General features: G+C 41.8%; 16 protein-coding genes. 13 read left to right on the top strand and 3 right to left on the bottom strand.

Annotated elements, in window-relative coordinates; genetic code table 11:
• Positions 1 to 39: 39 nt before the first annotated feature.
• From C1E24_RS14685 to ruvX, 6 genes are read left to right on the top strand one after another with little or no spacing between them, the layout of a single operon-like run.
• Positions 40 to 933 (top strand): hypothetical protein, encoded by an 894-nt coding sequence (locus C1E24_RS14685; protein ID WP_138482690.1) that lies wholly within the window; start codon positions 40 to 42, stop codon positions 931 to 933.
• Between the two features lie 33 nt (positions 934 to 966).
• Positions 967 to 1,443, top strand: a complete 477-nt coding sequence (locus C1E24_RS14680) for a hypothetical protein (protein ID WP_138482688.1) — start codon at positions 967 to 969, stop codon at positions 1,441 to 1,443.
• 57 nt (positions 1,444 to 1,500) lie between these two features.
• Positions 1,501 to 2,235 (top strand): 16S rRNA (uracil(1498)-N(3))-methyltransferase, encoded by a 735-nt coding sequence (gene rsmE, locus C1E24_RS14675; RefSeq protein ID WP_138482686.1) that lies wholly within the window; start codon positions 1,501 to 1,503, stop codon positions 2,233 to 2,235.
• A 55-nt stretch (positions 2,236 to 2,290) separates the two neighbouring features.
• Positions 2,291 to 3,247 carry a glutathione synthase gene (gshB, locus tag C1E24_RS14670; RefSeq protein ID WP_138482684.1) on the top strand — a complete coding sequence of 319 codons (957 nt, stop codon included), beginning with the start codon at positions 2,291 to 2,293 and terminating at the stop codon, positions 3,245 to 3,247.
• 48 nt (positions 3,248 to 3,295) lie between these two features.
• Positions 3,296 to 3,856, top strand: coding sequence for a YqgE/AlgH family protein (locus tag C1E24_RS14665; RefSeq protein ID WP_138482682.1), 561 nt, complete (start codon positions 3,296 to 3,298; stop codon positions 3,854 to 3,856).
• A gap of 15 nt (positions 3,857 to 3,871) precedes the next feature.
• A complete protein-coding gene (gene ruvX / locus C1E24_RS14660) occupies positions 3,872 to 4,321 on the top strand; it encodes a Holliday junction resolvase RuvX (RefSeq protein ID WP_138482680.1) in 450 nt (149 codons plus the stop codon).
• Positions 4,322 to 4,324: 3 nt separating this feature from the next.
• On the opposite strand, the gene C1E24_RS14655 is transcribed toward ruvX, so the two are convergent.
• Genes C1E24_RS14655 through C1E24_RS14645 form a run of 3 tightly spaced genes read right to left on the bottom strand, consistent with a single transcriptional unit; the run spans position 4,325 to position 7,385 of the window.
• A complete protein-coding gene (locus C1E24_RS14655; RefSeq protein WP_138482678.1) occupies positions 4,325 to 5,227 on the bottom strand; it encodes a hypothetical protein in 903 nt (300 codons plus the stop codon).
• Positions 5,208 to 6,326: a PilT/PilU family type 4a pilus ATPase gene (locus tag C1E24_RS14650; protein ID WP_138482677.1), complete on the bottom strand. Its 1,119-nt coding sequence runs from the start codon at positions 6,324 to 6,326 to the stop codon at positions 5,208 to 5,210. The genes C1E24_RS14655 and C1E24_RS14650 overlap by 20 nt, the downstream gene beginning before the upstream one ends.
• Positions 6,327 to 6,338: 12 nt before the next feature.
• On the bottom strand, positions 6,339 to 7,385 hold the full coding sequence (locus C1E24_RS14645) for a type IV pilus twitching motility protein PilT (protein WP_138482675.1): 1,047 nt from the start codon (positions 7,383 to 7,385) through the stop codon (positions 6,339 to 6,341).
• Between the two features lie 30 nt (positions 7,386 to 7,415).
• On the opposite strand from C1E24_RS14645, the gene C1E24_RS14640 reads away from it, so the two are divergent.
• The 7 genes from C1E24_RS14640 (at position 7,416) to C1E24_RS14610 (ending at position 13,565) form a co-directional block, all read left to right on the top strand.
• Positions 7,416 to 8,099 carry a YggS family pyridoxal phosphate-dependent enzyme gene (locus tag C1E24_RS14640; protein WP_138482673.1) on the top strand — a complete coding sequence of 228 codons (684 nt, stop codon included), beginning with the start codon at positions 7,416 to 7,418 and terminating at the stop codon, positions 8,097 to 8,099.
• Between the two features lie 14 nt (positions 8,100 to 8,113).
• Positions 8,114 to 8,935, top strand: coding sequence for a pyrroline-5-carboxylate reductase (gene proC / locus C1E24_RS14635; RefSeq protein WP_138482671.1), 822 nt, complete (start codon positions 8,114 to 8,116; stop codon positions 8,933 to 8,935).
• Between the two features lie 9 nt (positions 8,936 to 8,944).
• Positions 8,945 to 9,478 carry a YggT family protein gene (locus C1E24_RS14630; RefSeq protein WP_138482669.1) on the top strand — a complete coding sequence of 178 codons (534 nt, stop codon included), beginning with the start codon at positions 8,945 to 8,947 and terminating at the stop codon, positions 9,476 to 9,478.
• Positions 9,479 to 9,490: 12 nt separating this feature from the next.
• On the top strand, positions 9,491 to 9,925 hold the full coding sequence (locus tag C1E24_RS14625; RefSeq protein WP_138482667.1) for a DUF4426 domain-containing protein: 435 nt from the start codon (positions 9,491 to 9,493) through the stop codon (positions 9,923 to 9,925).
• A gap of 7 nt (positions 9,926 to 9,932) precedes the next feature.
• Positions 9,933 to 10,520: an XTP/dITP diphosphatase gene (locus tag C1E24_RS14620; RefSeq protein ID WP_138482665.1), complete on the top strand. Its 588-nt coding sequence runs from the start codon at positions 9,933 to 9,935 to the stop codon at positions 10,518 to 10,520.
• A gap of 2 nt (positions 10,521 to 10,522) precedes the next feature.
• On the top strand, positions 10,523 to 11,659 hold the full coding sequence (gene hemW, locus C1E24_RS14615) for a radical SAM family heme chaperone HemW (protein WP_138482661.1): 1,137 nt from the start codon (positions 10,523 to 10,525) through the stop codon (positions 11,657 to 11,659).
• A 79-nt stretch (positions 11,660 to 11,738) separates the two neighbouring features.
• Positions 11,739 to 13,565: a DUF885 domain-containing protein gene (locus tag C1E24_RS14610; RefSeq protein WP_138482659.1), complete on the top strand. Its 1,827-nt coding sequence runs from the start codon at positions 11,739 to 11,741 to the stop codon at positions 13,563 to 13,565.
• The last annotated feature ends 88 nt before the right edge of the window (positions 13,566 to 13,653 follow it).

Raw genomic sequence — 13,653 nt, 5'->3', positions numbered from 1 at the left:
TTATAGTTAATCTATTAAAACCATAACATTACACGTTATATGTCATATTTGTCTTTACTCGATATCAATATTTTTGCCATTTTAGTTTGTTTTGTATTAGCAAGCCTGATTGTGATTGGTCATCGTCTGATCATGCAATACAAAGCCAAAAAAGCCCTAGAATCTGAAATTGCCAAACGCGATAACTTTGCCTTCGGTATTAACTACGCCTGTCAGATCGGCATCATCGCGATCACAGGTGCTTATATCTTTCCTGATGTTTATGAACACTTAATTGCCGGTCACTTTACCTTAGCCATACTTACCGTTGTGATTTCTTTTAGTTTTATTTTGCTAGGTCAATATATTCATCGCAAATGGATTTTAAATCGCTTCAATGAAGAAAAAGCCATCATGAAACAAAATATTTGTGCGGCCCTCGTTGATTCAGGCATGTTACTGGGCAATACCATACTGGTATTAGGTATTTTTCACTGGCTTCATCCGCAGGGCGTCAGTGATTTATTGGTGGCAACGATGAGCTTTATTGTTTTACAGATCGTATTCGCCATTGATAGCAAGCTCAGAGAAATGCGATTTGCCAAAGCAAACCAAGGTGCTTCGTTACAACAAAACTTTAACCTAGCGAACACCTCAATTGGTATACGCTATGCGGGTAAAACCATTGGGCTTTCGTTAGCGCTCTTTGCTGGTTTACAGAGTGCCCCTTATCACGGTGCCACCATAGTCGAGAATATCAACAGCGTATTGCTACACTGTGGAATAATGTGGGTATTGTTATACTCGATGAGCTTTTCTCTTATTCATTTTGCTCTGCCCAAAGTGAATGTAGGGTTAGAAGTTGATCACCAAGATAACATTGGCGTTGCCTGTATAGAATTTGCGGTTTTCACCGCTATGGGCTATTTACTTATTAATCTCTTTTCAGTTTAGTGCGTTAACCACTGACTGAAGCAAGGTGAAGGTATGGCGACTTGTTTTGAAAATTTTTTACTTATCGACAGTAATGCTGAATTCAGCAGAGATTTTGTGACCTATCAAAATCAACAATTTCCAAACAAGCCGCAACACCTTATCGTTGCTGGTGAAGACACCCGTCATTTAGTGAAAATGATGTTTGATAATCTGATCAAAGACTATTGCTACTGTGACTTTGCTAATGAAATAAGTGTGACTGAGCTTGCCGCTTATTTGTTAGAACATCATCAAATAGCAGGGGTGATCATCCATGATTTAGATTTTCATCTCGCAAATGAAGAGCAAAGAGCCATATTCAATGCACTTCACCCAATTCGTTATTTAGTTGAAATCACACCTGAAGGTTATAACTACAGTAAAATTCCAGATGTATTTCATGAAAATCACTTATCTTGTCACAGTGAACATCTTGATGAAGCCGATAGATCAATTGAGGCATCTTTATGTAAATTAGAGAATGACTAGACGTCGCTTTCGCTTAGCCTTACTATTGCCCCACCTTTGTTTTTAAGTCTAATCATTATGCGCGTTCCTCATATTTTTCAACCTTCTGAGTTAAGCCTTAACACCCCTGTTCAGCTTTCTGATGATGCTGCAGGCCATATTGGTCGAGTGTTAAGAATGCAACAAGGCGATCACGTCTCTTTGTTTAATGGCGAAGGGGGAGAGTATTTGTGTGAACTGACCGAAGTAGGCAAAAAGTCGGTTACAGCAACACCTATCGAATTCAAAGAAGTTGACGTTGAGTCACCTCTTAAAATTCACCTAGGTCAGGGGATCTCTCGCGGTGATAAAATGGATTTCACCATTCAAAAATCAGTAGAGCTCGGTATCACCGAAATTACTCCCCTGTTCACAACCCGTTGTGGAGTAAAACTAACCGGTGATCGCCTCGCTAAGAAGCACCAGCAATGGCAAAAAATCGCAATCGCTGCTGCCGAGCAATCAGGTCGTAATTTTGTAACCAAGATCCACCCTCCAATTCAATTATCTCAGTGGCTGTCACAGCAAAGTGAAGAGTTAAAGTTAACGCTTCACCCTCGTGCCGAGCACAGTATTAAAACTTTACCAGTACCAACACAAGGTGTGCGTTTTGTTGTAGGGCCTGAGGGCGGCTTCACTGATGAAGAGATGGCTGCGACCTCAGAGCAAGGCTTTGTAGATGTTCGCTTAGGCCCAAGAGTCCTTCGCACAGAGACAGCCGCTTTAACCGTATTAAGTGCACTGCAATTGCAATTTGGTGATTTAGCACTTTAAAAGTGCTTTTCTACCCCCATATTGATTAAAACATTCAAATAACTAGGTAAACATTATGGCAATTAAACTCGGTATCATTAGCGATCCAATCAGTGGTTTCAATATCAAAAAAGACACTGGCTTTGCCATGATGCTCAGTGCACAACAACGTGGCTATGAACTTTACTACATGGAAATGGACGACTTGTTTTTATATCAAGGCCAAGCCCGTGCAACCGCAGCTAAAGCGACTGTGTTTGACGACGTTGACAACTGGTATGCATTAGAAGATAAACAAGATATTGCACTGAGTGACCTAGATGTGATCTTAATGCGAAAAGATCCACCATTTGATACTGAATACATCTACGCAACTTATATTCTTGAACGCGCTGAAGATGCCGGCACTTTAGTGGTTAATAAGCCACAAAGTTTACGCGATGCTAACGAGAAGCTATTTACTGCTTGGTTTAGTGAACATACGCCTGACACTCTGGTAACTCGCTCTCAAGCACAAATTCGCGAGTTTTTAACCAAGCATGGCGATATCATTTTAAAGCCACTCGATGGCATGGGTGGCGCATCAATCTTCAGGGTAAAACAAGATGACCCAAATATTGGCGTGATTTGCGAAACCTTGACTGAGCATGGTAGCCGATTTGCAATGGCACAACAGTACATTCCAGAAATTAAACAAGGCGATAAACGTGTTTTGGTTGTGAATGGTGAAGTCATCCCTTACTGCTTAGCGCGCATTCCTCAAGGCGGTGAAACCCGAGGTAATTTGGCTGCTGGTGGTCGAGGCGAAGCCCGTCCTATCAGTGAGGATGATTTAAAAGTAGCGCAAGCTGTTGCCCCAACCTTAAAAGAAAAAGGGCTCATTTTTGTTGGCCTAGACATTATTGGTAATAAGCTAACCGAAATCAATGTCACAGCGCCAACCTGTGTAAAAGAAATAGAAGCAGCATTTGATATTTCAATTATGGATAAATTCTATGAGGCGATCGAAGAGAAACTAGCCCATAATAAATAAACAAAATGGGGTAACATACGCCCCATCTTCTGATCTAAGGCCATCAATATGCAATCATCATTAGAAAATCATTTCTTAATCGCAATGCCGAGTTTGCAAGACCCCCACTTCAAACAAAGTGTGACGTATATTTGTGAGCATAATGAAGAAGGAGCAATGGGACTGGTGATTAACCACCCTGTCAATGTGACTGTCGGTGAACTACTCGATAAAATTGATATCGAAAATAACAAGATGAGTGAAGCGGCTAAACGCCATGTCTTTGCCGGTGGTCCTGTGCATACCGACAGAGGCTTTGTCCTTCATACGCCAAAATATGGCTACTCATCAAGTCAGGAGCTGAGCTCAGAGATCATGATAACCACATCTAAAGATGTACTCGCAAGTCTGACTTATGATGACAGCCCCAGTGAATTTATTATTACGCTTGGCTATGCAGGTTGGGAACAAGGCCAACTAGAACGTGAGCTGTCAGAAAATAGCTGGTTAGTAATTAAAGCTGACCCTGCAATCATTTTTAACACCCCCGTAGAGCTACGCTGGCAAAAAGCTGTAGAGATGCTTGGCTTCGATGTGTCGAAATTAGCGACTATCGCAGGCCATGCTTAATAAAGAATAAAGTTAATGACAAATAAAAAAGAAAAAACGCCCATAGGCCAAAGAACGGTCATGGGCTTTGATTTTGGTACCAAAAGTATCGGTATTGCTGTTGGTCAAGAGATCACCGGCACAGCCAATAGTGTTGGCGCCGTCAAAGCGCGAGATGGCATTCCTAATTGGGATGAAATTGCTACACACATCGACGACTGGAAGCCGGATTTATTAGTCGTTGGGTTACCGCTCAATATGGATGGCACGAATCAACAAGTGACGTTCCAAGCAAAGAAGTTTGCTAATCGCCTGCACAACAACTTTAAATTACAAGTTGAAACCCAAGATGAACGATTGACCACCACTGACGCAAAAGCGCGTTTGTTTGAGCAAGGTGGCTATCGAAACTTAGGCAAGAGTAACGTTGACGGTATGTCTGCGGTTATCATTTTAGAAAGTTTTTTTGAATCACTATGGGATTAATGTTTACCTAGGGGGTAACTCGTTTAAAACTTCATACTTTGACAGATCAGGAATAAAGCCTGCTTGCGTGTAGGCTTTTATGATCATGCCACGCTCTCTTAATACCTTTAACCCTTTTTGTAGCGCTTTAAAAGCTTCTGTACCATATGGGTGTGCTTTCGATACAACCAAGTGTCGACTACCATCTAAAAGCATTACTAAACTTGGGTGAGCGACTAATTTTATGCCTTCTAAATTAAATTCATTTTTAAGACTCGGCATTAGTGGCATTAACATAAAGTCAGCCCACATCATGCTCACCATGCGCGCTTGAGACACCCATTCATGTTCAACAAATAGCTTATTTAATGGCAGGTTATGTAAGGTTTCCCAATCGGTACGCCAGCGTGGTGTACTTACTGAGGTGTAGTTTATCAGTTGCTTATAACTCTGAAGCTGCTGCATTTTTTTATTATTTGGTGAATAGAATACCCCTGCATAGTACTCACCTCGTTTGATGAGCGCTTTACTGACATACACAGAGTCAGACATTGCTTTGGCATCTTCTAACCAGTAACTGTCCATGCTCAGTAGCAGTTTACCTTGTTCAAGCAGCTTGGTATTTCTAAAGTTGACGTTCCCAGTTTGATATTCGAACTCTTTTGTAAAACCACCTAACACGAGTGCTTGTTGCGCTAAAATCATATCAACAACGTCTCGACGTATATACTCACCAGAAAAGTCAGTGATCTCTGAGACGTTACGACCGTTTAGGAATCGTTTGTAATCGATATACACATCATCTCTTACGTATATCTGTATTTTGTTTATACCTAATGCGTTGACTGTGTGACTAAACAACACAGCCAACATAGGCAGTACAAAATATAAACTTCTTAAATACTTATTATTTTGAGTCCAACCCATCAACAGTCACACCTTGTAGGAAACCTGCGCCTTGCTGCTCATTATTCTGCAGCTTTATCATTAAGCGTAGATCATTTGGCGAGTCTGCGTAGTGAAGTGCATCGGCATAATTAATACGACGTTGTTTATAGAGTTCAAACAATGCCTGATCAAAGGTCTGCATACCCATCTCTTTTGACTTCGCCATGGTTTCTTTAATTGAACCTATGTCACCCTTTTTGACAAGCTCAGCAACCATTGGCGAGTTAAGTAAAATCTCAATGGCTGCTTCTCGCCCTTCACCTTTCGCTGAAGGCACGAGTTGCTGAGCGACTATTGCACGTAAGTTCAATGCTAGGTCATACTTGAGTTTATCATGTTTCTCTTTCGGAACCAGGTGCATAATACGGTCAATCGCTTGGTTAGCGTTATTTGCGTGCAGTGTTGCCACACATAAATGACCAGTTTCAGCAAAGCTGAGCGCGTATTCCATGGTTTCTTGAGAGCGGATTTCACCAATCAAAATGACATCAGGGGCTTGTCGCAACGAGCTCTTTAGCGCCGCTTCAAAGCTCTCGGTATCAATCCCTACTTCACGCTGTGTGATAATGCTCTTTTTGTGCTCATGCACAAATTCAATTGGATCTTCGATTGTAAGAATATGACCACGCTGATTACGGTTGCGATAACCAAGTAGTGCAGCCAGTGATGTTGATTTACCTGTACCCGTGCCACCAACGAATAACACCAGGCCACGCTTTGACATGATCACATCAGTCAGTACTGAAGGTAAGCCCAAATCATTCACATCAGGAATTTGCGTTACAATGCGACGCAGTACCATGCCCGCACAATCTCTTTGCCAAAATGCAGAAACACGGAAACGCCCTTCATCGGTAGCAATCGCAAAATTACATTCTTTTTCGCGATAAAACTCTTCTTTTTGCCTATCATTCATTGCAGACTCAACAAGCTCAAGAGAGGCTTCAGGTGTTAAACGTTCCTCACTTAAAGGCGTTAATTCACCATCAATTTTGGCACTCACAGCTAGACCCGCAGAAACAAATAAATCTGATGCTTGTCGGTCTACCATCGCTTGTAAGAATTGATTCAATAACATGATTTCCTCCCCTTACATATTTGGACCAAATTGCGCTTTATCATGTGCTTTTGTTTGTGCATCTTGCGCTGTGATAAGGCCGCGGTTAACCAAGTTCTTTAAACATTGATCCATAGTTTGCATGCCATGCATAGCACCGGTTTGAATAGCAGAGTACATTTGCGCAATTTTATCTTCACGGATTAGGTTACGGATTGCAGGAATGCCAAGCATGATTTCGTGTGCAGCCACACGGCCTCCCCCTACCTTTTTAACCAGTGTTTGTGAAATAACCGCTTGCAGTGATTCTGACAGCATTGAGCGCACCATGTCTTTTTCTTCACCAGGGAAAACATCAATTATACGGTCAATGGTTTTTGGTGCAGATGTGGTGTGCAAAGTACCAAACACTAAATGGCCTGTTTCAGCTGCGGTCATGGCGAGGCGAATAGTTTCTAAATCTCGTAATTCACCCACTAGGATGACATCAGGATCTTCACGCAGCGCTGAACGAAGTGCCGCTTTAAAACTATGGGTATCTCGATGAACTTCACGTTGGTTAATTAGGCTTAATTTATTTTGATGCACAAATTCAATAGGATCTTCGATGGTCAAGATGTGGTGGTGTTTATTATTATTTATGTAATCAACCATAGCGGCTAAGGTGGTTGATTTACCAGAACCGGTAGGACCGGTAACCAGTACCAAGCCTCGCGGTTTATCCGAGATATCTTTAAAAATATCTGGTGCACCTAACTCTTCAAGTGAAAGCACTGTTGACGGAATAGTACGGAACACAGCCGCTGGGCCACGGCTCGTATTGAATGCATTTACACGAAAACGCGCTAAATTAGGCACTTCGAATGAAAAGTCCACCTCTAAATTTTGCTCATAGTCCTTTCGCTGGTTATCATTCATAATATCGTAAACAAGGCTATTTACGTCTTTCGATTCTAACGCGGGAATATTTACACGACGTACATCGCCGTCGACCCGGATCATCGGCGAAACACCCGATGATAAATGTAAATCCGAGGCTTTATGTTGAACACTAAAGGCCAATAATTCAGTAATATCCATGTATGACTCCAAAACGAGCTGAAATATAATATGGTTACAATAGCAGAACGTCTGAGCTGCGCCTACGATCGCGTGATAAAAGCAGAACAAAACAGTCCATTTTCCGATACAGTGCAATTACTTGCCGTGTCTAAAACCAAACCAATTGACCTCATTGAAGAGGCCTATGACGCAGGGCAACGTCAATTTGGCGAGTCTTACGTACAAGAAGCCGTTGATAAGATTCAACACTTAAAAGATAAAAAAGACATTGAATGGCACTTTATTGGCCCGATCCAATCAAATAAATCTCGCCATATTGCAGAGTACTTTAGTTGGGTGCAAAGTGTTGATCGTTTAAAAATTGCAAAACGCTTAAACGAGCAACGTCCAAACAACCTCATGCCATTAAATATTCTGATCCAAGTAAATATCAGTGAAGACGAAAATAAGTCGGGTTGTCAGCTTTCAGAGCTAGATGAATTGGCTGCATTTATAGCTGATGCACGTCAATTAAACCTTCGTGGTTTAATGACCATCACCGAAAAAACCGATGATGAGCAGAAACAATTACAATATTTTCAGCAAATGCGGGCTTGCTTTGATAAACTAAAGCACCAATATCCTCAAGTAGATACCCTTTCTATGGGTATGAGCCAGGACTTAGAGCCTGCCATCATTGCAGGGGCAAACATGGTGCGTATTGGCACCGACATTTTTGGAAAAAGACAATAAGGTAAGCACAAACTATGTCAAATAAAACCATCGCGTTTATCGGAACAGGTAACATGAGCTATGCCATCATCGGTGGTATGGTAAAAAGTGGCTTCGATGCGAACAGCATTATTGCTACTAACCGTAATCCAGAAAAACTAGCAAAAGTTGAAGCTGACTTAGGTGTGAACGCCACATCAGATAATCTTTCGGCAGTAAAACAAGCCGACATTATCGTGCTTTCCGTTAAACCACAGATGATGGCTGAGCTTTGTCAAACATTCCAAGACTCTGGCATAGACATGAGTAACAAGCTATTCATCTCAGTTGCAGCGGGCATTACGGTTAAACGCTTGCGCGAAATGCTAGGGTTTGACGCAAAACTGGTACGCTGTATGCCAAATACACCAAGCTTACTGGGCAAAGGCGTGAGTGGCTTATTCAGCGATGAAATTAGCGATGAAGAAAAAGCCATTGTCACTGACATGTTCAGTGCAACAGGCATTGCGCTTTGGTTAGAGCAAGAGTCGCAAATCAATGACATCATTGCTGTAACGGGTTCTTCTCCTGCGTATTTCTTCTTATTTATGCAATCAATTGCCGAAAAAGCTGTAAATCTTGGGTTTAGTCATGAACAAGCTCGATTACTAGTGCAACAAACTGCATTAGGTGCAGCAGAAATGGCGTTTGCCAATGATGACATTTCACTTGAGCAACTGCGCGCCAACGTGACATCAAAAGGCGGCACAACCCACGCGGCTGTTGAATACTTAAAATCACAAAACTTACAAACTACCGTTGCCGACGCTATGGACGCCTGTATCGCTCGCGCTGAAGAAATGGAACAACAAATCTAGGAGGCAGCCATGACTGCTATGCAATTTTTAATTGGTATTGTATTCGACCTATTTTTAATGGTCGTGTTACTGCGCTTTTGGCTGCAACTGGTTCGCGCTGATTTTTATAATCCACTGAGCCAAACTGTCGTTAAAGCCACTTCTTTTGCAGTAAACCCTCTGCGCAAAATCATTCCTGGCGTCGGTGGCTTAGATCTCGCTTCTTTAGTACTTGCCCTACTGGTTGGCTTTGCAAAAATTTCTTTATTAATGGTGCTGTTTGCCGGTGCTTGGGATCCTGTAGGTGCAGCTATTCATGGCTTGATCACAGTAGTAAAAGAAGCATTCAATTTAGTCTTCTGGGTATTAATTATTAGAGCTATTTTAAGTTGGGTAGCACAAGGCTATAACCCTATTGCGGCGGTATTTGACCAACTTACTGAGCCAATGCTACGCCCTATTCGTAAAGTTATTCCATCACTTGGTGGATTAGATTTGTCGATTCTGGTTTTACTTATCGGCTTACAATTCGTAAACCTATTGATTATGGACCTGTTTAGGTAGTAAGGAGCTTTCATGCGCATTTTCATTGCTTTACTCATAACATTAAGCAGCTTTTGGGCTTGTGCAAATTCAGTGCAAGGCGGGCAATACAAAGAGCTTGGTCCGTGGCAAGTACACTACATTGCTTTTCCTTCAACTTTTATTCAGCCAAGTATTGCTAAAGCATACGGTTTAGAGCGCAGTAACTATAAAGGTATTATCAATATTTCTGTACTGGCCAATAAAGAAGGGACACCTGCTCAAAAAGCCAAACTCACTGGCGAAGCAAAAAACCTGCTGGGTACTAAACAAGTGCTGGAATTCAAAGAAGTGGTTGATGGTGATGCCATCTATTACCTTGCCCAAGTTGATTTTCGCAATGAAGAGATTTATCGCTTTAAAATCAACATTAATCAAGGCAACAACTTTCAAGTTTTAAACTTTCAACAAAAATTCTACGTGGACTAACTAACTGATGAGTCAACAAATCGTTCTTGCCACAGGCAACCAAGGTAAAGTGAAAGAGCTGGGCGCAATGCTTAATGAGTTAAACATTGAAGTATTACCGCAAAGCCAATTTAATGTGCCTGACGTGCCAGAAACGGGCACTACCTTCATCGAAAATGCCATTATTAAAGCGCGTCATGCGGCAAAAATTACTGGCTTGCCTGCGATCGCAGATGACTCTGGTCTTGAGGTCGATGCTCTAAACGGCGCACCCGGTGTTTACTCTGCACGCTTCGCCGGTGAAAACGCAAATGACCAAGACAATATCGACAAGTTGCTGGTTGAGATGCAAGGTAAAACAGTGCGCTCAGCGCGTTTCTGGTGTGTGTTAGTTTATATGCGTCATGCTAATGACCCGACACCACTCGTTTGCCAAGCAAGCTGGGAAGGGACCATCACAGAAGATCAACAAGGCCGTGAAGGCTTTGGTTATGATCCGGTGTTTTATGTAGCAAGCGAAGGATGCACGTCTGCACAGTTAACCAAGGAGCAAAAAAATGCCCTGAGCCATCGTGGTCAGGCGCTTAAGCAACTCGTTGCTAAATTAAAAGGCTAATTGTGCAACTTCCTCCTCTAAGCTTATATGTGCACGTACCTTGGTGCGTGCAAAAATGCCCTTACTGCGACTTTAACAGCCACGGTCAAAAGGGTGAAATTCCTGAACAAGAATATATTCAACACTTACTCCACGACTTGCAGGCTGATTTGCACTTAGTGCAAGGTCGCAAATTACACAGTATTTTTGTCGGTGGCGGCACACCAAGTTTGTTATCGGGCAAGGCCTATCAATGGTTATTAGCCGAAATAGAAAAGCTTATCCCCTTTGAAGATGATATTGAAGTTACCCTAGAAGCGAACCCGGGTACAGTAGAAAAAGACAAGTTTAAGCATTATGTTGAAGCGGGTATTAACCGTATCTCAATTGGTGTGCAAAGCTTACAAGCCGACAAGTTAAAATCCCTAGGTCGTATTCATGGTGAAAATGAAGCCATAAACGCAGCAAAAGAAGCACAAACTGCAGGTTTAAATTCTTTTAATATGGATTTAATGCATGGTCTGCCAGGTCAAAGTGTTGAAGATGCGTTAAGTGATTTACAAAAAGTCATTGCGCTTAATCCTCCTCACTTATCTTGGTATCAATTGACCATTGAACCAAACACTCAGTTTGCTTCTAAACCTCCAGTTCTCCCTGAAGATGAAACATTATGGGATATTCAAGAACAAGGGCAAAAATTGCTGGCCGAAGCCGGTTATGAGCACTACGAAATCTCAGGTTATGCCAAGCCTGGTTACCAGTGTAAGCACAATTTAAATTATTGGCGCTTCGGTGATTACCTAGGCATAGGCTGTGGCGCCCACGGTAAGATAACTCAGCCTGAACAAGGTGTTATTTTACGCACCGTAAAAGTGAAACACCCTCGTGGTTATATGGATCTTAGTAAGCCATATTTATATAAAAGCTGGCAAGTTGAAAATGAAGACCGTCCTTTTGAATTCTTTATGAACCAATTTAGACTGCGTGAACCGTGCAATAAACAACAGTTCACTGACTATTCAGGCCTACTATTGAGCGAAATTGAGACTGCAATTAGCACAGCACTTGATAAAGGATTAATAGAAGATTTAGGTCATTCATGGTTGGTTACAAATAAAGGCCACCGTTTTTTAAATGACCTGCTAGAATTATTTGTTTAAACGGTTTCGGCTGTTTTAATAAAAATAAAAACTCGCTCGGATAATCCATAGCGTACAAAAAACTCAAAGGTAGATAACAATGCGTAAACTCACCATTATTGCTGCAGCAATCAGCGCAGCATTTTTGGCTGGTTGTCAGCAAACTGCTGAAAAACCTGCTCCTGCACCCCAAGTTCAAGTTGTTCAAAGTGAAGTAGAAAAAGCCAATGCGCTTTTCGAAGAAATCTTCATGGATGGCGTTATGCGCAGCCCGGTATACCAAACTTACATGGGCATCAAAAAAGACTATGATAAATGGGATGATGACAGTGAAGCACGCGCACTTGAAGATCTTGAAATCACGAAAAAGAATCTTGCTCGTTTAACTGCAATTGACCGCAGCAAACTTGATGCTAATACTCTGGTTAGTTATGACCTAATGCAACAAAGCTTAGAAAATGGCATTGCTGATTTCAAATGGCGCTACCATAACTATCCGGTTAACCAAATGTTTGGTACACACTCAATGGTGCCTGCATTTTTAATTAACCAACACCAAATCACTAGCGTAGAAGATGCGAAAGCGTATATCTCTCGTTTAAATGGCGTCACTAAAGTATTAGATCAACTTATTGACTCTTTAGAGATCCGTGCACAAAAGGGCATTATTGCACCGAAGTTTGTATTCCCTCATGTAATTGATTCAAGCAAGAATATCATTAAAGGTGCACCTTTTGAAAAAGGTGACGACTCTACTCTACTTGCTGACTTCAAACGTAAGGTAAACAAACTAGAAATCGCTGATTCAGAAAAAGCAGCCCTCATCGATGAAGCGACAGAAGCACTTAAAACCGCTATCAAGCCGTCTTACAACAAGCTAATTAATTATCTAGCTAAGCTCGAAAAGAAAGCAGATACCCGTGATGGTGCTTGGAAGCTCCCAGAAGGTGAGGCATTCTTTAACAATGCCCTTGCTCGTACAACGACTACAGAGCTAACGGCTAAAGAAATCCACGAAATTGGCCTTGCAGAGGTTGCACGTATTCATGACGAAATGCGAGCAATCAAAGAAAAGGTTGGCTTCAAAGGTGACTTAAAAGCATTCATGGAATTCATGAAAACCGACAAGCAATTCTACTTACCTAATACAGAAGAGGGTAAAGAGAAGTATCTAAAAGATGCTACTGCGATGATCGACAACCTAAAATCTCGTCTTGATGAATTATTCATAGTTAAGCCAAAAGCAGACATGATCGTTAAACGTGTTGAAGCGTTCCGTGAAAAAGCGGCTGGTAAAGCTTTCTACCAGCAGCCTGCTCCAGATGGCTCTCGCCCTGGTATTTACTACGCAAACCTTTATGACATGGAAGCTATGCCTACTTACCAAATGGAAGCGCTTGCTTACCACGAAGGTATTCCAGGTCACCATATGCAAATTGCTATTGCGCAAGAGCTTGAAGGTGTGCCTAAGTTCCGTAAATTCGGTGGCTACACAGCTTACATCGAAGGTTGGGGTTTATACTCTGAGCTGGTACCAAAAGAAATGGGCCTATATGAAGACCCATATTCAGATTTTGGTCGTCTCGCGATGGAGCTGTGGCGTGCATGTCGTCTAGTGGTAGATACAGGTATTCACGCTATGAAGTGGACTCGCCAAGAAGGTATCGACTACTACGTGAATAACACCCCTAACGCTAAGTCTGACGGTGTTAAAATGGTTGAACGTCACATCGTAATGCCTTCTCAAGCAACTGCTTATAAAGTGGGCATGCTTAAGATTTTAGAACTACGTGAAGATGCGAAGAAAGAACTTGGTGACAAGTTTGATATTCGTCAGTTCCACGATGTGGTTCTGAAAAATGGCCCTGTGCCACTTAACGTACTTGAAAAGTTCGTTGACGAGTGGGTAGCAAGTAAAAAAGCTTAATCGCAAAAGTGATTTAGAAAGCCATGGTTAAAAACCATGGCTTTTTTATTTCTATATACTTATTTCTGCTGACAGAATAAAACGTCAA

The organism is Pseudoalteromonas phenolica (assembly GCF_005876835.1).
Taxonomy (GTDB): domain Bacteria; phylum Pseudomonadota; class Gammaproteobacteria; order Enterobacterales; family Alteromonadaceae; genus Pseudoalteromonas; species Pseudoalteromonas phenolica_B.
The sequence above is the reverse complement of the archived record's forward strand: the minus strand, read 5'-3'. Positions and strand labels throughout refer to the sequence as shown.

Bases quoted from the DNA above. Each gene is read 5' to 3' on its own strand.
- C1E24_RS14610 (WP_138482659.1), top strand. From the start codon at position 11,739: ATGCGTAAACTCACCATTATTGCTGCAGCAATCAGCGCAGCATTTTTG.
- C1E24_RS14685 (WP_138482690.1), top strand. From the start codon at position 40: ATGTCATATTTGTCTTTACTCGATATCAATATTTTTGCCATTTTAGTT.
- ruvX (WP_138482680.1), top strand. From the start codon at position 3,872: ATGACAAATAAAAAAGAAAAAACGCCCATAGGCCAAAGAACGGTCATG.
- C1E24_RS14665 (WP_138482682.1), top strand. From the start codon at position 3,296: ATGCAATCATCATTAGAAAATCATTTCTTAATCGCAATGCCGAGTTTG.
- C1E24_RS14655 (WP_138482678.1), bottom strand. From the start codon at position 5,227: ATGGGTTGGACTCAAAATAATAAGTATTTAAGAAGTTTATATTTTGTA.
- C1E24_RS14640 (WP_138482673.1), top strand. From the start codon at position 7,416: ATGGTTACAATAGCAGAACGTCTGAGCTGCGCCTACGATCGCGTGATA.
- C1E24_RS14680 (WP_138482688.1), top strand. From the start codon at position 967: ATGGCGACTTGTTTTGAAAATTTTTTACTTATCGACAGTAATGCTGAA.
- C1E24_RS14620 (WP_138482665.1), top strand. From the start codon at position 9,933: ATGAGTCAACAAATCGTTCTTGCCACAGGCAACCAAGGTAAAGTGAAA.
- rsmE (WP_138482686.1), top strand. From the start codon at position 1,501: ATGCGCGTTCCTCATATTTTTCAACCTTCTGAGTTAAGCCTTAACACC.
- proC (WP_138482671.1), top strand. From the start codon at position 8,114: ATGTCAAATAAAACCATCGCGTTTATCGGAACAGGTAACATGAGCTAT.
- gshB (WP_138482684.1), top strand. From the start codon at position 2,291: ATGGCAATTAAACTCGGTATCATTAGCGATCCAATCAGTGGTTTCAAT.
- C1E24_RS14625 (WP_138482667.1), top strand. From the start codon at position 9,491: ATGCGCATTTTCATTGCTTTACTCATAACATTAAGCAGCTTTTGGGCT.
- C1E24_RS14630 (WP_138482669.1), top strand. From the start codon at position 8,945: ATGACTGCTATGCAATTTTTAATTGGTATTGTATTCGACCTATTTTTA.
- C1E24_RS14650 (WP_138482677.1), bottom strand. From the start codon at position 6,326: ATGTTATTGAATCAATTCTTACAAGCGATGGTAGACCGACAAGCATCA.
- C1E24_RS14645 (WP_138482675.1), bottom strand. From the start codon at position 7,385: ATGGATATTACTGAATTATTGGCCTTTAGTGTTCAACATAAAGCCTCG.